The following is a 17,187-nucleotide window of genomic DNA, read 5'->3' on the forward strand; positions in this document are numbered from 1 at the left end:
CATCGGGGCCATGAGCGCCGACGACGACGACATCACCGAAGAACTCCTGACCGACGCCGACAAGCTGACCGGGCTGAGCCTCGAGCTCCTCGGGCTCGACCCGCATCCGGATGACATGACGCCGGACCAACGGCTCCTGTTCGACCCGGAGGACCTGGCGGAAATGGCCGCCGTCCCGGCCGAGGACCGTCAGACCGCCGTGCGCCAGACCCGCCTGCTCGCCGGCCTGCTGTGGAACTCGTCGAGCATCCTCATCGACCAGCTCTTCCGCGATCTGGGCACCCTCAGCGCGCTGGAGTCCGCCAGCCCGTCCGATATCGCCGGAACGTCGGTGCTGTCCTCGCTGCCGCCGCAGTTCGCCGCCAGCTACGACGCGAGGTTCACCCAGAAGTTCATCGTGGTCGCCGCCGACGTCACGGCTTCCCTGGTCCGCGGCTGGACCGCTCCCGGTTGCCTCGCCGCCGAACTCGCCGTCCGCTGCCTGCTCGATCAGGCGGAAATCACCGAGGACATCTACGAACTCGACCTCCCGGAGGACTGGCGGGCGCAGGTGGAGGAAGTCCTGCTGGAGGACGCCGACAGCGAAGCGCTGTTCTCGGACAGCCTGGACGTGCTCGAGGACGACGCCGACCGGCTGGGCTTCGAGCACTGGTTCCGGCCCTACAACGCCTGGGACAGGATCCCGCCCTACGCCTGCTCCTGAGCCCTGGGTCCGATCCAAAGACCTGCCCGCTGCTAACGCGGCGGGGCAGCCAGACCGGCGAGGAAGTCCTCGGTGAACCGCTGCACGCCGTCCCATTCGGTGTAGACGTAATCGCGGGTGGTGTCCAGGTCCGGGGACCCCTTGTCCTTGGTGATTTTCTTCATGAGCTGGCGTTTGAAGAAGTTGTAGTGGGTGTAGAGCAGGGCGCCGGCGAACAACCCGACATGAGCGGGCCGCCACCCCGTTTCCTCCTCGAACTTCTCCACGTAGCCCTCCGCGCTCTCCTCGTCCCCGTGGGCGGCAAGGCTGACCGAAACCAGGGCTGAGGGCAGGCGGTCGAGCTCACCGCGGTTCTTCTTCACAAAGTCGGTCACGAACCCCTCGTGCTTGCCCATATGCACCGACGCCGCCACGATGACGGCGTCGTAGCCGCCCGGGAGGGTGTCCCCGGCGTGCTTGAGGTCCGCCGCCTCCGCCTGGTGCCCGTGGGCCCGGATCAGCTCCGCAATGTACTCGGCGATCTGGGCTGTCTGTCCTTCAACGCTCCCGTAAGGGACATAGATGTTGGCCATACTCCACTGTGCCCGCGCACGGCGGTGAAGAAGTAGGGCCGAACGTCACCGTCTCGAAAGCGCACTCCACCCTTGACGGCGGCAGCCCCGCGGCATGTGATGTACGAAGGCACCGGTCCGGTCCACGGCCGGCCGGTGCGGTACAACGGATCCCCCACGAAAGGACAGGACATGTCCCTGCTCGACGCCTCCCTCTGGGAGGGCAAGATCTACCTCAACGGCTGGCGCCCGGGAGGCGGCGGGACAGCCGACGCCGTCGAGCCCGCCACCGGCGCGACGCTCGGCAGTTATGGCCTCGCCTCCGTGGGCGATGTCCGTGAAGCAGCCACCACGGCGGCGGCCGCCCAGAAGGACTGGGCGAAACTAAACCCCGAGGACCGCGCCGCCGTGCTGCGCCGCGCGGGCATGCTCTGGGAGGAACACGCCGCCGAGATCCAGGACTGGATCGTGCGCGAGTCCGGCGGCATTCCGCCCAAGGCCGGCCTGGAAACGCACATTGCGGCCAACGAATGCTACGACGCCTCGGCGCTGCCCTCCCTCCCCGCCGGTGACGTGCTGACCTCGAACGAAAACCGCTGGTCCTTCGCGCGCCGGCGTCCGGTCGGCGTCGTTTCCGTAATTGCGCCGTTCAACTTCCCGCTGATCCTCTCCATCCGCGCGGTCGCCCCCGCGCTGGCCCTCGGCAACGCCGTGCTGCTCAAGCCCGACCCACGCACGGCAGTCTGCGGCGGCGTCACGCTGATGCGGATCTTCGAGGAGGCCGGGCTGCCGCCCGGGCTCCTGGCACTGCTGCCGGGCGGGGCCGACATCGGCGCCGCCGTCGTTGAGGCCCCCGAGGTCGGCGTCATCGCCTTCACCGGCTCGACGGCGGCCGGGCGGAAGATCGGCGAGACGGCCGGGCGGCTACTCAAGCGCGCGCACTTGGAACTCGGCGGCAACAATGCGCTGATTGTGCTGCCGGGGGCGGACCTGCCCAAGGCCGCCTCCGCCGCGGCGTTCGGCTCGTTTATGCACCAGGGCCAGATCTGCATGGCCGCCGGGCGCCACATCGTCCACGAGGACATCTACGACGACTATGTCAGCGCCCTCGCGGAGAAGGCCGGCCATCTTCCCGTCGGGGACCCGACGAGCGGGACCGTGGCCCTGGGCCCGATCATCGATGACAAACAGCTGCACCGGATCGACACGATCGTCCAGGACGCGGTGCAGGGCGGGGCCCGGCTGGCCGCCGGCGGCACGCACGACGGCAGGTTCTACCGGCCGACCGTCCTCGCCGACCTCGACGTCGCCAGCCCGGCGTGGAAGGACGAGATCTTCGGCCCCGTGGCCCCGGTGATGAAGTTCTCCACCGTGGAGGAAGCCGTGGCCCTGGCCAACGGCAACGAATACGGGCTCTCGATCGGCATCCTGGGCGATGTGGGCCTGGCGATGACCATCGCGGACCAGCTGGACTCCGGCAAGGTGCACATCAACGAGCAGACGGTCTCCGACGAGGCGAACTCCCCGTTCGGCGGGATGAAGAGCTCGGGCAACGGCTCCCGGATCGGCGGACACCACGCCAACATGGAGTCCTTCACAGAAATCCAGTGGCTCACGGTCCGGCCGGACATCGCCCCGTACCCGTTCTAAGTCCCGGCCTCACCGGCAACAGAAAGGGAGGACCCGGCGGCAGCTGCCGACGGGTCCGCCCCGCTGCTGGTTCAGTGTCCTGCGGCGAGATGGGTGGCGGGGTCGAAAGGCTCGAACACTGACGAGCCGATCATAAAGATGCCGCGCTGCGGGATCCAGAAGTCCCCGAGCCTGTCCTGGACGGGCAGTGCCGACGCCCGTCCCAGGTTGTGCCCCTGCAGGTGCGCTGTGCTCTCGCGGACGAACCACAGCTGCCGGGGGCGCGCACCAAAGGTCTGGCCGTTGGGCACCCTGCCCGTCAGCCCGATGTGCCCGGCCCCCAGCACCGGGCCGGCGACAGCGCCCATGGCGCGCAGGAAGGTCCGGTTGCGCCACAGCCTCTCCGGGACCGACCCGGCCACCGCCGACATGAGCCGGGTGATCGGGGTTGCGGCCAGCGTCACGTCCCAGCTCAGGTCCACCCCGTCGCCGGCCTCCACGCTGAAGGAGTAGTCGTCACGCCACCGGATGGAGATCCCGCCCGTCGACGCCGATCCGAGGGCGCTGCCGAAGTAGCGCGGACAGGAGGACCCGGGGGCGGCGGTGCTGTGCATCGTCCAGACGCCGGCAGGATCGCGGATCCAGACCGAGTTGTAACCGGCGCCGACGGAGGAGGCGGGAAAATGCCGCAGGGCCAGGATGTAGCCGGAGCTGAACGGAACGCCCATCACGCCGTAGCCGGCAAAGCGCTCTTCCGGGCCGGCGGGCAGCACGGGGTTGCGTTCCACCGACTCAACCAGCGTGCGGGGACTCTGCATGGCTCCGGCCTCCGTTGTGCTGCAGATTTTGCTACATATGGACGTGCAGGCGCCGGGCCGCTTCGGAGATGGACCCGCTCAGCGAGGGGTACACGGTGAAGGTGCTTGCGACGTCGTCGACGTGCAGCTTCTGGGTGACCGCGAGGGAGATCGCGAAAATCAGCTCGGACGCGTTCGGACCCACCACCACACCGCCGATCACGGTGCCCGAGCCCTTCCGGGCGAAGATCTTGATGAAGCCGTCCTTGTGGTTGCGCATCTTGGCCCGGGCGTTGCTGCGCAGCGAGAGCTTCACGACGTCGGCCTGGTACTTGCCGGATTCGATCTCGGCCTCGGAGACGCCCACGTTCGCAATCTCGGGCGAGGTGAAGATGTTGGACGCGACCTGGTGCAACTTGAGCGGGGTCACGCTGTCGCCCAGGAAGTGCGCGATCGCGATCCGGCCCTGCATGGCGGCCACGGACGCGAGCGCCAGCACGCCGGTGCAGTCGCCCGCGGCGTAGATGTTCGGCGCGGTGGTGCGGGAGACGCCGTCGACCTTGATGTGGCCGCTCTCGGTGAGCGCCACGCCGGCCTCCTCGAGGCCGATCCCGGCGGTGTTGGGGATGGAGCCGACGGCGACCAGGCAGTGGCTGCCGGTGACCTTGGAGCCGTCGCCGAGGGTGACGATGACGCCGTCCTCGGTGCGTTCCACGGTCTCGGCGCGGGCGCGGGACAGCACCTTGACGCCGCGGCGTTCGAAGACTCCCTCGAGGACCTCGGCGGCGTCGGCGTCCGAGCCGGGCAGCACGCGGTCGCGGCTGGAAATCAGGGTGACCTTGGATCCGAGACCGTTGTAGGCGGAGGCGAACTCGGCGCCGGTCACACCGGAGCCGACCACGATCAGGTCCTCGGGGAGTTCGTCCATGTTGTAGATCTGCGCCCAGTTGAGGATCCGGACGCCGTCGGGGCGGGCGGTGGGCAGCTCGCGCGGGTGGGCGCCGACGGCCAGCAGGATCGCGTCCGCCTCGATGATTTCCGTGCCGTCGGCGGTGAGGACCTCAATGGTGTGGCTGTCCAGCATTTTGCCGGAGCCGAGCATGATCCGGACTTCCTGGTTCTCGAGGCCCTTCTGGATGTCCGTGGACTGCTGCCGGGCCAGCCGCAGCAGGCGGTCGTTGATGTGCTTGAGGTCCGCGCGCATCGTCGGGGTGCAGTCGCCGCCGTCGAGGTCGAACTTGACGCCGAGCTCGCCGGCCTCGCCGACGCGGGTCATCAGGTCCGCCGTCGCGATCAGGGTCTTGGACGGCACGACGTCGGTCAGCACCGCGGAGCCGCCGAGCCCCGCCCGTTCGATGATGGTGACCTTCGCGCCCAGGGAGGCGGCGACCATGGCAGCTTCGTAGCCGCCGGGCCCTCCGCCCAGGATTGCGATGCGGGGTGAGCTGAAATCGGGATGCGTAGTCACAATCAGCCATTGTCCACCATCCGGACCGGCACCACCAAGAATCCGGACCTGCATCACACCCCGCAGAATGCAGAACCAGAATGCAGAACCAGAATGCGGGACCAGCTGCAGACCGGCTGCAGACCGGGTGCAGGACCGGTTGCTGGGCAGCACGCCGCCGGCAGGATAACTTGTACCGGTGAGTACAACAGAATTCCTGAACACGGACCCCTTCGACGCCGCCCGCGCGGCCGCCGACTACATCGCCGAGGAGACGGGGATCGACGCGCACGACGTCGCCCTGGTGCTCGGCTCGGGCTGGGGGGACGCGGCCGAACTGATCGGCGAGACCACCGCCACCCTCTCCGCGGACGAGGTCCCCGGCTTCTCCTCCCCCTCGGTGGTGGGCCACGTTGGCACCATCCGCTCCGTGCTGACCAAAGAGGGCAAGCGCGCCCTGGTGCTGGGCGCCCGCACCCACTACTACGAGGGCAAAGGCGTCCGCGCCGTCGTCCACGGGGTACGCACCGCGGCCGCGGCCGGCTGCAAGACCCTCGTCCTGACCAACGGATGCGGCGGCCTCAACGAGGACTGGACGCCCGGGACCCCCGTGCTGATCAGCGACCACATCAACCTCACCGCGACGTCCCCGCTGGAAGGCGCCACCTTCGTGGACCTCACCGACCTGTACTCCGCACGGATCCGCGGACTGGCCCGCGAGATCGATCCCAGCCTGGACGAAGGCATCTACGCGCAGTTCACCGGCCCGCACTACGAGACCCCGGCCGAGGTGCAGTACGCCAAGCGGATCGGCGCGAACCTGGTGGGCATGTCCACCGCGCTGGAGGCCATCGCCGGCCGCCATGCGGGCATGGAGGTCTTCGGCATTTCGCTCGTGACCAACCTCGCCGCCGGCATTAGCCCCGTCCCGCTGAGCCACGAGGAAGTCCTCGAAGCCGGCCACGCTGCGGGCCCGCGCATCTCCAAACTGCTGGCGGAGATCATCGCGAAGCTCTGAGGCCCTAGCCCCCCGGGGCCAGGTAGCGGAGCGCTTTTGCCTTGTCCTGCGGGAAGCGCCGTTCCATCGAGTCCGCGATCCCGGCGATCGTCTGCCGCGCCAGCGCCTGCCGCCAGGCGAGTTCGGCCTGGCGCATGGTCTGGGAGATCAGGCAGGTCCGGATGTAGTTGTGCTCCGAGTCGGCGTCCGGGACGTTGGCCAGGATGCCTTCGCAGCGGAACACCGGATCGGGGCCCTCCAGGGCCAGGACGATGTCCAGGACGGTAACGTTCTCGGGCCTGCGCGCCAGGTGGAAACCGCCGCGCGGGCCGGAGACGGAGCCGAGGATCCCGGCGCGGACCAGCGCCTGGAGTTGTTTGTTCAGATAGGCGCCGGGGAGCTTGTAATACTCCGCCAGCCGGGCGCTGTTGACCGCCTCGCCGGCCGGTGTCCACGCCATGTTGACGCAACTGTGTATGGCCCATTCCACGCCGCGGCCCATCTTCATATTCCAGACGCTACGTGTCCGGAAAATTGGCTGTCAAGGGCTGGGACCAGGACGGCGGTGATTGATCTGTGTGGCGCACTCTCGCTTGTCGGGGAGGCATCCGCGGCGAATGACGCTAGTTTGGTTCCTATGACGTCCTCTGATGCCGAACTCACCCGCCTGTTGGGCGACGCCCGGACCTGGGCCGCCCAGGACCCGGATCCCGCCACCGCCGCCGCCCTGACCAAACTGGTCCGGCTCGCCGACGACGGCGCCGCGGCGGCGCGCCAGGAGCTCTCCGACAGTTTCAGCGGCACCCTGCAGTTCGGCACCGCAGGCCTGCGGGCAGCCCTGGGCCCCGGCCCGAACCGGATGAACCGCGTGGTGGTGCGCCGCGCCGCCGCGGGATTCACCGCCTTCCTGACCGGCGCCGTCGCCCAGGCCGCCCCCGGCACCCGGCCGCGCGCCGTCATCGGCTACGACGCCCGGCACAACTCGGACATCTTCGCGGAAGAAACCGCGGCGGTCCTCACCGCCGCCGGCGTCGAGACCTTCCTGATGCCGGCCCCGCTGCCCACCCCGCTGCTCGCCTATGCGGTGCGGGCCCTGGCGTGCGACGGCGGCGTGATGGTCACCGCCAGCCACAACCCGCCGCAGGACAACGGCTACAAGGTGTACCTGGGCCGCCACGCCGTCGATGAGAGCGGACGCGGCGCGCAGATCGTGGCGCCCTACGATGCCCTGATCGCGGCGGAAATCGACGCCGTCGGCGAGCTCTCCGGCGTCGCCCTGGCCACGGAGGGCTGGACCGTGCTGGATCCGTCCGTCGCCGCCGACTATGAGGCCGCCGTCGCCGCCCTGGCCAGGCCGGAGCACTTCCCGGCCCGCGAGCTCAAGATCGTCCTGACCCCGATGCACGGCGTGGGCGGCGCAACCGCCGTGGCGGTGCTGCACGCGGCCGGTTTCACCGACGTCACCCTGGTCAGCGAGCAGGCCAAACCGGACCCCGACTTCCCCACCGTGAACTTCCCCAACCCCGAAGAGCCCGGCGCCCTGGACCTGGCCCTCGAGACCGCGGCCCGGGTGGACGCGGACCTCGTGATCGCCAACGACCCCGACGCGGACCGCGCCGCGGTGGCCGCGAAGGATCCGGACACCGGCGCCTGGCGGATGCTGCGCGGCGACGAGGTCGGCGCCCTGCTCGGCGCGCACATCGTGGCGCGACTGGCCGCAGGCAGGGGCAGCGGCGGCGGCGGGGAAACCCCGGCGGGGGTGTTCGCGAATTCGATTGTGTCCTCGCGGCTGCTCGCGCGGATTGCCGGCGCGGCGGGCTACGAGCATGAGGAAACCCTCACCGGCTTCAAGTGGATTGCCCGTGTCCCCGGGCTGCTGTACGGCTACGAGGAGGCGCTGGGTTACTGCGTCGCGCCCTCCCTGGTCCGGGACAAGGACGGGATATCCGCGGCCGTGCTGATCGCGGAATTCGCCGCGGCGGCGAAGGCCGACGGCAAGTCCATCTTCGATACGCTCGATGAGCTGTACCTGGTGCACGGGCTGCACGCGAGCGACCAGCTCAGCATCCGGGTCGCGGACCTGGGCCTGCTGGACGCCATGATGAACCGGCTGCGCGTCAGCCCGCCGGCGTCCTTTGGCGGCTCCGCCGTCGAAACCGTCACGGACCTGGCCGAGGGCAGCGCCCAGCTGCCGCCCACCGACGGCCTGCTGTACCTGACCAAGGATCTCAGCCGCATCATCATCCGCCCCAGCGGGACCGAGCCCAAGCTCAAGTGCTACCTGGAGGTCATCCGCAACGTCGACTCGGCCGCCGAACTGCCGGAGGCACGGCACGAGGCACGCGTGGCGCTCGACGCCGTCCTGGCGGACGTCCGCGAGGCGCTGGGGCTGTAACGCCCGGGGTCAGCCGCTATAGCTCGACTTCAATGTACCCGCCCACAATCCGGGTACCGAAGGTCGGGAGCCGCAGTTCCGGCGTGCCCAGGCACTCCCCCGTGCGGAGGTCGTACACTTCTTTGTGCAGCGGCGAGGCGACCGTCGGACGGGCGCCGCGGGAGCCGGTGATGCCACGGGCCATCACGTATGCGCCGGTGGCCGGATCCTCCTGGCCGACGGCGTAAACCTCACCGGACATGGTGCGGAACAACGCCACCTGGCGCCCCGCGATCAGCGCGGCCTCGCCCCAGGCCGGCTCCAGGTCCTCCACAGCGCACACCCGGTGCCAGCCGGTCCCGTAGCTGGGGTGTTGGACAAAGCTTTGTGCTGCGCTCTCAAGTACGGCAGTCATTTCGGCCCCTCTCTGATACATCTCTCGCGGGCTCAGCCGCTCCTGCGGCCACATACCCAAGCTAGGTCCCGGGTGTTTCGGCTGAATGCAGTGAATGTGTCCGGCGGGTAAAAGAGACCTCACCCTGCCGGAAACGTGTCCGTGATGCAGAAGTTAAGATCACGAAACATAAGGGAAACTGAAGCGAAACTGCGGTTGCCTAGTCTGGATGGACACCTCGATTGAGAAGGCCGCAGTGCACCGACTGCGGCCCATGCGAAAGGCCCACCGTGACCGGACAGACTTCAAGCCCCCAGAACCAGGGCGCAGAGCGCGCCACAGCACCGCGCCGCGTTGTGGTTGCCGGCGGCGGCCCTGCCGCCCACCGTTTCGCCGACGCCATGCACGCCCGGGGCCTGGACGGCTGGAACGTCACCGTCCTCACCGAGGAAGCCCACCTCCCCTATGACCGCGTCGCGCTGAGCAAGGCCCTCACCGACGCCGACGTCGACCTCACGCTCGGCAGCGCCGCGATGTGGGACCACGAGGCGCTGACGCTGCAGACCGGCGAGCGCGTGACCGGCATCGACACCGCGGGCAAGACCGTGACCACCGCGGCCGGCACCGTCTACCCGTACGACGAACTGGTCGTCGCGACCGGCTCCGACGCCGCCCGCCTGCCGATCCCGGGATCCGAACTCACCCACGTCTACCGCACGCTGGAAGATGTCTGGGCCATCAACAAGGCAATCGCGGAACTGACGGAGAAGCTGGGCCGCAAGGTCACCGCCGTCACCATCGGCGGCGGCCTGCTGGGCCTGGAATCCGCCGCCGGCACCGAGCAGCTCGGCGCCACCCCGATCGTCATCAACGGCTCCCCCTGGCTGATGAACACCCAGCTGGACCAGGGCGCCGGGCAGGCCCTGGGCCGCCTGATCGAAGCCAAGGGCTTCACCGTCCACGGCGGCGTGTTCCCCTCCGAGGTCCTGTCCGACGACGACGGCCAGGTCACCGGCGTGCTGATGGCCGACGGCCGCATCATCGACGCCGACCTCGTGATCGTCGCGATCGGCGTCAAACCCCGCGACGAGCTGTTCCGTGACGCCAACGGCCCGGCGGCCGAAGGCACCGAGTCGGAAGGCGCCGCGCCGCTGTTCGATCTCGGCCCGCGCGGCGGCGTCGTGATCTCCGACAGCTGCGAAACGCAGGTCCCCGGCATCTGGGCGATCGGCGAGGTCGCCAACTTCGGCGGCATGTGCCTGGGCCTCGTGGCTCCGGCCAACACCATGGCGGAGATCGTCGCGGACCGGCTGCACGGCGGCGACGCGACGTTCCCGGGCTTCGACACCGCCACCAAGCTCAAGCTCTCCGGCGTCGACGTCGCCAGCTTCGGCGATGCTTTCGCCCGGACCGAGCACGCGCTGGAAATCGTCTACGCCGACCCGGCCCGCGGTGTCTACCAGAAGATCGTCACCACCGACGATGCGAAGACCCTGCTGGGCGGCATCTTCGTCGGGGACGCCACCCCGTACACGTCCCTGCGCCCCATGCTGGGCCGCGAACTGGCCGCCGAACCCGGCGCCTACCTCACCGCGGCCGGCGGCGGCGACGCCCCGGAAACGGAACTCCCGGACGACGCCATTCTGTGTTCCTGCAACAACGTCTCCGCCGGAACCATCCGCGACACCGTCAACGGCTGCGGCGCCTGCGACGGCAACGCCCCCGTCCAGGAGCTCGGCGAGCTCAAGGGCTGCACCCGCGCCGGGACCAGCTGCGGTTCCTGTGTTCCGATGCTCAAGAAGCTGCTCGAAACGGAACTGACCAAGTCCGGCGTCGAGGTCTCCAAGGCCCTCTGCGAGCACATCGAGCTGTCCCGCCAGGAACTCTTCGAGACGATCCGGGTCCTCGAGCTGACCTCCTTCGAAGAGGTCATGGCCAAGTACGGCACCGGCGACGGCTGCGACATCTGCAAGCCGACCATCGCCAACATCCTGGCCAGCCAGAACAGCGCCTACGTCCTGGACGCGGGCCGCGGCACCCTGCAGGACACCAACGACCGTGCCCTGGCCAACATGCAGAAGGACGGCACCTACTCGGTGGTGCCGCGCATCGCCGGCGGTGAGATCACCCCGAAGAAGCTCGGCGTCATCGCCGCCGTGGCCGAGAAGTACAACCTCTACACCAAGATCACCGGCGGCCAGCGGATCGACATGTTCGGCGCCCGGCTGGAGCAGCTCCCGGAAATCTGGAAGGAACTGGTCGACGCCGGGTTCGAGTCCGGCCAGGCCTACGGCAAGAGCCTGCGCACGGTGAAGTCCTGCGTCGGTTCCACCTGGTGCCGCTTCGGGGTGCAGGACTCGGTGGCCATGGCCATCCAGCTGGAGCTGCGCTACCGCGGCCTCCGCAGCCCGCACAAGCTCAAAATGGGTGTCTCCGGCTGCGCCCGGGAATGCGCCGAGGCCCGCGGCAAGGACGTCGGCGTCATCGCCACCGCGGACGGCTGGAACCTTTACGTCGGCGGCAACGGCGGCGCCACCCCGGCGCACGCCCAGCTGCTGGCCAAGGACCTCGACGACGAAACCCTGCTGAAGTACATCGACCGCTACTTCATGTACTACATCCGCACGGCCGACCGCCTGCAGCGCACGGCGCGGTGGCAGGAGGAGCTCGCCGGCGGCATCAAGCACGTCGAGGACGTGGTGGTCCACGACACCCTGGGCATCGCCGCGGACCTCGAGGCCGCCATGGCCAGGCACGTCGACACCTACGTCGACGAGTGGGCCGACACGCTGAAGGATCCCGAGCGCCTCCGCCGCTTCCGCTCCTTCGTCAACGCCCCGGACCAGAAGGACGATTCGATCACCTTCGTCTCCGATGAGCGCGGCCAGATGCGCCCCGCCACGGCGGAGGAGAAAGCCCTGGCCGCCCAGCAGCCTGTCGTGATCGCCTCCAGCATCCCGGTCCGGCCCTCCGACACCCCCGCCAGGGACGACAACACAGTCCAGGAAAGTAAGGTCTAGCCATGCAGCTCAGCATCGATCTCAGCGGACGCGAAGTCCTTGTCACCGGCTCGGACACCGCTGCACGCCAGGCCGTCCGCCGCTACCGTGCGGCCGGCGCCGTCGTCACCCGGCTGAGCAGCCCGGGCGGTGCCCGGCACGACGGCCCGCTGCCCGAGCGTCCCTTCCTGGTCGCCGCCGTCGACGACGGCCAGCCCGGCTGGGAGGCGCTGCTGGACCGCTGCCGCGAAAACGGCATCCCGGTCGCCGCGGAGCCGGCCGCCGGCCCCGCCGGCCACGTCACCCTGGTCGGCGGCGGGCCCGGCACCACCGAGCTGCTGACCGTCGCCGCGGTCAAGGCCCTGCGGGACGCCGACGTTGTCTTCTACGACCGGCTCGCCCCGTACCAGGAACTGCCCGCGCTGAGCACGGCGGAGCTGGTGGATGTGGGCAAGCGCCCCGGCCACCACAAGGTCAGCCAGTCCGGCATCGAGGACCTCATGGTGGAGGCCGCCCTGGCCGGGAAGAACGTCGTGCGGCTCAAGGGCGGGGACCCGTATGTGTTCGGCCGCGGCGGCGAGGAAGTGGCCTCCTGCGTGAAGGCCGGTGTGCCCGTCCGGGTGATCTCCGGCGTGACGAGCGCCATTTCGGTCCCGGCCGCGGCCGGAATCCCGGTCACCCACCGCGAGGTCAGCCACATGTTCACCGTGGTTTCCGGCCACGCCCCGCTGACCGAGAAGGAGCACATGCACCTCGCCGGACTCGGCGGGACCATCGTGGTGCTGATGGGCATCGGGACCCTGCACCAGCTCGCCGCCGGGCTGCGCCGGGCGGGGATGCGCGCGGACATGCCGATGGCCGTCGTCGAGCGCGGCTACCGCCCCGGACAGCGCACCACCATCGCCGAGCTGGGCACCATCACGACGGCGGCTGCGGAATGCAGCAACCCCGCCGTGCTGGTGATCGGCGACGTCGTCCGTGTGGCCGAAGCCAACCGGGGCTGCGCGGAAGCCGAAGCCGACCTGGACCGCCTCGCCGCGTCCCTGATGGGAGCGTGAGGACCGTGAGCGCGCTCAACGCCATCGCCCCGTCCGGGCCGCCCGGCCCTGGCCCCGGCACTGCGCCGGCCACCGTGGCGGAGGCAGCACCGGGGACTGCCGCGGAGACCGTGGAGCTGCCGCTGGAGGGCTTCCGGATCGGCGTGACCTCGCACCGCCGGTCCCAGGACCTGATCGAGGCCCTGGAGCGGCGCGGCGCCGAGGTGCTGCATGCGCCGGCGCTGAAGATCGCCCCGGTACAGGAGGACGTGAACCTGATCGAGGACACCCGGGCCGTCATCGCCGCACGCCCCGAACTGTGCATCGCCACCACCGCCTACGGCATGCGGCGCTGGTGCGAGGCCGCCGACACCTTCGGGATCGGCGAGCAGCTGCTCGAAACCCTCGGCGCCACCCGGATGTTCGTCCGCGGACCCAAGGCCCGCGGCGCGGTCCGCGCGGCCGGGCTGGCCGACGTCGGGATCAGCAGCGACGAAACCACCGCCACACTGGTGGACATGCTCCTTGCCGAGGGGGTCCGCGGCAAGACCGTCGCGGTGCAGCTGCACGGCTACACCGATGTCCGCCAGCTCGAACGCCTCCGGATGTCCGGCGCAACCGTCCTCACCGTGACCCCGTACCGCTGGGTCAAGCCCGACGGCGCCGACCGGCTGCCGCGGCTGATCGAGGCCGCGTGCAGCGGCAACCTGGACGTGCTGACCTTCACCAGCGCCCCCGCAGTGGACGCCATGTGGAGCACCGCGCACGAGATGGGCCTGTACAAGCAGCTCGTGGAGAGCCTGAAGACCACGGTGGCGACCGCCGTCGTCGGCCCGGTCACGGCGCAGCCGCTCATCGATGCCGGACTGCAGCCGCTGGTCCCGGACCGGTTCCGGATGGGCGCCCTGATCCGGCTCGTCGTGGAGCACCTTGCCCTCAACCACGTCCGCCGCGTGGACACCGTCTCGGGTCGCGTGGAGCTCCGCGGCCGCTCGCTGCGGATCGACGGCGAGGCCGTGGAGCTGGCTCCCGCCCCGCTCCTGCTGCTGCGGGCGCTCCTGGGCGCCGGCGGCGCGGTGCTGTCCCGTGAGTCGCTGTCCGAACTGCTGGAACTCCGCGGTTCGGTCCATGCCCTGGACATGACGGTGAGCCGGCTGCGCTCCGCCCTGCCGGACGGCCGGCTCGTGGAAACCGTGGTGAAGCGCGGCTACCGGATCCGGGTGTGACTCACGGCATTACTGGCCGGTAAACATTGGCGAACGGACGGCGAAAATCCCGCAACACCGGGGAAACACGCCGGAAAGATCACCCGCCTACGCTGGGTTCATCAAGCAGTCAGGCCACACCACGGGCCACCAGCGAAAGGGCCTCACCATGTCCGCCACCCCCACCGTTTCCGCCGATTCCCAGACCCGGCCCCGGATCGTCATCGCCGGGGCCGGCCCCGCCGCGCAGGCCCTCGTCCGCCAGCTCACCCGGACTCCGTTCGCCGGCGGGATCACGGTGCTCAGCAACCGGGATGACGCCCCCGAGGAGCTGCTGGAACTCGCCGCCCTCCCCCAGGTCTCCGTCCGCTTCGGCCAGCCGGCGAGCTACATCGACCCGGACAGCCGCTACGTCACCACCTCGGACGGCCTGGAATTCAACTACGACCAGCTGGTCATCGCGACCGGTTCCTCCCCCGCCGGCCCGCCGCTGGCAGGTGAAGGCCGGTGCCTGAACTACTCCACCATCGACGACGCCGCCCGGCTGGGCGAGGCCGTCAAGGACGTCACCCGCGTCCTGGGCCGCCGGCCACTGGGCATCCTGGTCGGCACCGGAACGGCCGCGGGCCAGGCCGAGGCCGTGCTGCGCGCCCGCGGCGTCAGCCCGATCCGCACCACGCAGCGGCCGGCCGCTGTCGTTCCCACCCTCGCCGGTTCGACGCTCGCTGCCGCCGGGATTGTGTTCGAGGACGGCTCCAGCATGGCCGGGGATCTGGTGGTCCTGGCCGAGGAGCCGGTTGCCCGCGACGCCCTCGCGGTCAGCGCCGGCCTGAAGACGGCGCGCCAGGGCGGGATTGTGATCGGCCGTGACTTCCGCACCTCCGTCCCGGGGATCTGGGCCATCGGGGATGCCGCCGTGTTCGACGGCGTCCGGCTGGGGCTGCTCGTGGCCGCCTCCTCCGCCGCCTCGGTCTGCGCCTCCCAGCTGCTCCGCGCCGGCCTCGCCGAGCCGTTCGCCAACGCCGCCTGAACCACTGTCTGAACCGCGGTCTGACCCGCTGCCTGGACCGCTGCGTGGCCACAACGGGACGCCCTCCGGAGGGCGTCCCGTTGTGGCAAGATGGACACCTGAGAAGCCACGAAGGGACCCCATGAGCAACGAAGCCGCCGCGACCGCCGGAAGCACCACCCCCGCTAACATTGCCTCCTACATTGACCACACCCTGCTCAAGCCGGAGGCAAGCGAGGCCGAGATCCTCAAGGTCTGCGCCGAGGCGGCCGAGTACCGGTTCAAGTCCGTGTGTGTCAACCCGGTGTGGGTCAAGACGGTCAAGAAGGCGCTGAAAGGCTCCGGCGTGCTGACGTGTTCTGTCGTCGGTTTCCCCCTGGGCGCCACGCCCAGCGACGTCAAGGCCTTTGAGGCCCGCGGCGCGGTGCTGGACGGCGCCGAAGAAGTCGACATGGTGATCAACATTGCCGCGGCCCGGGCCAACGACAAGGGCGCCCTGGTCGATGACATCACGCCCGTCGCCGAGGCCGTGCACGACGGCGGCGCCATCCTGAAGGTCATCATCGAAACGGCCCTGCTGGACGACGCCCAGAAGGTGCTGGCCTGCGAGGCGGCCGTGGCGGCGGGCGCCGACTTCGTGAAGACGTCCACCGGCTTCAACGGCGGCGGCGCCACCGCCGAGGACGTCGCGCTGATGCGCCGCACCGTGGGCCCGGACCTGGGCGTCAAGGCCTCGGGCGGGGTGCGTTCGCTCGCCGACGCGCAGGCTATGATTGCTGCAGGTGCAACACGAATTGGCGCCAGCTCCGGCATCGCGATCGTCAAGGGTGAACAGGGTTCCTCCGCGTACTGACTGCTATCCGATAACAACCGAAGCCGCCACAGTTTTGAGCCCCACGGGGCCGAGGAGGAACGAATGTCCAGCAAGACCACCACCGCCACGACGCCGCAGAACGAGAACAGCCTCGGCTCCAGCATCATCCTGTTCGTCCTGATGATGGCCCTCTTCGCCGGATCCCTGTACTCGCTGAGCTTCCTGACGCTGGGCAACCCGTGGCCGATGGCCGCGTGCCTCATCCTGTTCGCCCTGGCGTTCTGGATTCCGCAGACCGTCACCGGCCGCTCGGATTCCGCGGGCGAATTCTAGACACCACGTCCTCAAAAGAACTGAAGCTCCGGATCTCCGGAGCTTCAGTCGTTTAAGCGGTGATCATACGCGGACGCGAGCACCCCGATGAGGCTCTGGATCAGCCCGGTCCCCAGGGCGACGGCGTCCGGCCAGTGCAGCCGGGCCAGGGCCAGGACCGCGCCGAACAGGCCAATCATGGCGTAGGCGCTGACCGGGATCAGCACGAACCATTCCCGCCGCGAGCCCGCACGGCCCAGCAGGGGGATGGAGAACGCCCCGTTGGACCTCCAGACGTTCCTGAGCAGCGGCAGTTTCCGCAGGAGCTTCGGCGGCTTGATCACGATGGGCCAGAGCAGCGGCACTCCCCCGGTGGTGATCATGTCCCCGACGATATGGACCAGCACCCCGGTCAGCATCGAGACCGGCAGCCAGGTCCACTGGTGCGGCGCGAACCAGGTCACCAGCCCGGCCATGGTGAGGGCGAAGACCCAGTTGCTGATCCAGCCGTACTTCGGGAAGAGTTTGAGCGCTTTGGCGGCGATGTTGATCATAAACATGCACAGCAGCCCGGCGCCCACCGACAGCAGCCCCCAGTCCGTCTGCAGCTGGAACTGTCCGGCCAGCGCCGCGAGCAGCACAAAGAAGGCCGCGCCGAGCAAGGAATGCGTGCCCTGCCGGTGCCCGCCGGAAACGTTCTCGATGCCGACGGCGATCACGTTCGACAGCGGCGGCAGCGAATGCGCCACCGTGCTGGAGCGGTGGTCCCAGTCGCAGACCAGGGCCGTGCCCGCCGTCGCCATCCCGCCGATCACAATCCCGGTCGCGTCCAGCGGATACCAGCCCAGCGCGTACGGCCCCGTCGAGGCAATAGCCACCCACGCCGCGGCCCCCGACGCGGCGTGGTGTCCTCCCATCA

At 69.6% G+C, this 17,187-nt stretch carries 16 protein-coding genes; 10 read left to right on the top strand and 6 right to left on the bottom strand.

What is annotated here, in order from left to right; genetic code table 11:
- Positions 1-10: 10 nt before the first annotated feature.
- Positions 11-703 carry a hypothetical protein gene (locus tag J2W14_RS04470; protein ID WP_307458951.1) on the top strand — a complete coding sequence of 231 codons (693 nt, stop codon included), beginning with the start codon at positions 11-13 and terminating at the stop codon, positions 701-703.
- A gap of 32 nt (positions 704-735) precedes the next feature.
- Here J2W14_RS04470 and J2W14_RS04475 read toward each other — a convergent pair whose 3' ends face one another.
- A complete protein-coding gene (locus tag J2W14_RS04475; RefSeq protein WP_307458954.1) occupies positions 736-1,275 on the bottom strand; it encodes a flavodoxin domain-containing protein in 540 nt (179 codons plus the stop codon).
- A gap of 171 nt (positions 1,276-1,446) precedes the next feature.
- On the opposite strand from J2W14_RS04475, the gene J2W14_RS04480 reads away from it, so the two are divergent.
- The gene (locus J2W14_RS04480; protein ID WP_307458958.1) at positions 1,447-2,904 is read left to right on the top strand and encodes a benzaldehyde dehydrogenase; all 1,458 of its coding nucleotides are present in this window, start codon (positions 1,447-1,449) and stop codon (positions 2,902-2,904) included.
- Between the two features lie 71 nt (positions 2,905-2,975).
- Here J2W14_RS04480 and J2W14_RS04485 read toward each other — a convergent pair whose 3' ends face one another.
- Both J2W14_RS04485 and J2W14_RS04490 read right to left on the bottom strand, forming a co-directional pair.
- A complete protein-coding gene (locus J2W14_RS04485) occupies positions 2,976-3,701 on the bottom strand; it encodes a hypothetical protein (RefSeq protein WP_307458961.1) in 726 nt (241 codons plus the stop codon).
- A 31-nt stretch (positions 3,702-3,732) separates the two neighbouring features.
- Complete coding sequence (locus J2W14_RS04490) at positions 3,733-5,148, bottom strand: NAD(P)H-quinone dehydrogenase (protein ID WP_307458964.1); 1,416 nt, start codon at positions 5,146-5,148, stop codon at positions 3,733-3,735.
- A gap of 178 nt (positions 5,149-5,326) precedes the next feature.
- Here J2W14_RS04490 and J2W14_RS04495 point away from each other — a divergent pair, with 178 nt between their 5' ends.
- Positions 5,327-6,145 carry a purine-nucleoside phosphorylase gene (locus J2W14_RS04495; protein ID WP_307458968.1) on the top strand — a complete coding sequence of 273 codons (819 nt, stop codon included), beginning with the start codon at positions 5,327-5,329 and terminating at the stop codon, positions 6,143-6,145.
- A 4-nt stretch (positions 6,146-6,149) separates the two neighbouring features.
- Here J2W14_RS04495 and J2W14_RS04500 read toward each other — a convergent pair whose 3' ends face one another.
- The gene (locus J2W14_RS04500) at positions 6,150-6,632 is read right to left on the bottom strand and encodes an RrF2 family transcriptional regulator (RefSeq protein ID WP_307458971.1); all 483 of its coding nucleotides are present in this window, start codon (positions 6,630-6,632) and stop codon (positions 6,150-6,152) included.
- A 129-nt stretch (positions 6,633-6,761) separates the two neighbouring features.
- On the opposite strand from J2W14_RS04500, the gene J2W14_RS04505 reads away from it, so the two are divergent.
- Complete coding sequence (locus J2W14_RS04505; RefSeq protein WP_307458973.1) at positions 6,762-8,519, top strand: phospho-sugar mutase; 1,758 nt, start codon at positions 6,762-6,764, stop codon at positions 8,517-8,519.
- Between the two features lie 16 nt (positions 8,520-8,535).
- Here J2W14_RS04505 and nirD read toward each other — a convergent pair whose 3' ends face one another.
- The gene (gene nirD / locus J2W14_RS04510; RefSeq protein ID WP_307458975.1) at positions 8,536-8,913 is read right to left on the bottom strand and encodes a nitrite reductase small subunit NirD; all 378 of its coding nucleotides are present in this window, start codon (positions 8,911-8,913) and stop codon (positions 8,536-8,538) included.
- 269 nt (positions 8,914-9,182) lie between these two features.
- Between nirD and nirB the strand changes: the two genes are divergently transcribed.
- The 6 genes from nirB (at position 9,183) to J2W14_RS04540 (ending at position 16,289) form a co-directional block, all read left to right on the top strand.
- On the top strand, positions 9,183-11,912 hold the full coding sequence (gene nirB / locus J2W14_RS04515) for a nitrite reductase large subunit NirB (RefSeq protein WP_307458979.1): 2,730 nt from the start codon (positions 9,183-9,185) through the stop codon (positions 11,910-11,912).
- 2 nt (positions 11,913-11,914) lie between these two features.
- Entirely contained in the window at positions 11,915-12,949 is a 1,035-nt protein-coding gene (gene cobA, locus J2W14_RS04520) for a uroporphyrinogen-III C-methyltransferase (protein ID WP_307458982.1), read from the top strand.
- A gap of 5 nt (positions 12,950-12,954) precedes the next feature.
- Positions 12,955-14,154, top strand: coding sequence for a uroporphyrinogen-III synthase (locus tag J2W14_RS04525; protein WP_370871189.1), 1,200 nt, complete (start codon positions 12,955-12,957; stop codon positions 14,152-14,154).
- A gap of 148 nt (positions 14,155-14,302) precedes the next feature.
- Complete coding sequence (locus J2W14_RS04530) at positions 14,303-15,163, top strand: FAD-dependent oxidoreductase (protein ID WP_307458985.1); 861 nt, start codon at positions 14,303-14,305, stop codon at positions 15,161-15,163.
- Between the two features lie 121 nt (positions 15,164-15,284).
- Positions 15,285-15,995: a deoxyribose-phosphate aldolase gene (deoC, locus tag J2W14_RS04535; RefSeq protein ID WP_307458987.1), complete on the top strand. Its 711-nt coding sequence runs from the start codon at positions 15,285-15,287 to the stop codon at positions 15,993-15,995.
- Positions 15,996-16,058: 63 nt separating this feature from the next.
- Complete coding sequence (locus J2W14_RS04540) at positions 16,059-16,289, top strand: hypothetical protein (protein ID WP_307458990.1); 231 nt, start codon at positions 16,059-16,061, stop codon at positions 16,287-16,289.
- Positions 16,290-16,333: 44 nt separating this feature from the next.
- On the opposite strand, the gene J2W14_RS04545 is transcribed toward J2W14_RS04540, so the two are convergent.
- Positions 16,334-17,185 (bottom strand): metal-dependent hydrolase, encoded by an 852-nt coding sequence (locus J2W14_RS04545; RefSeq protein ID WP_307458993.1) that lies wholly within the window; start codon positions 17,183-17,185, stop codon positions 16,334-16,336.
- Positions 17,186-17,187: the final 2 nt, after the last annotated feature.

The organism is Pseudarthrobacter oxydans (assembly GCF_030812335.1).
GTDB classification, from domain to species: Bacteria; Actinomycetota; Actinomycetes; order Actinomycetales; family Micrococcaceae; genus Arthrobacter; species Arthrobacter oxydans_B.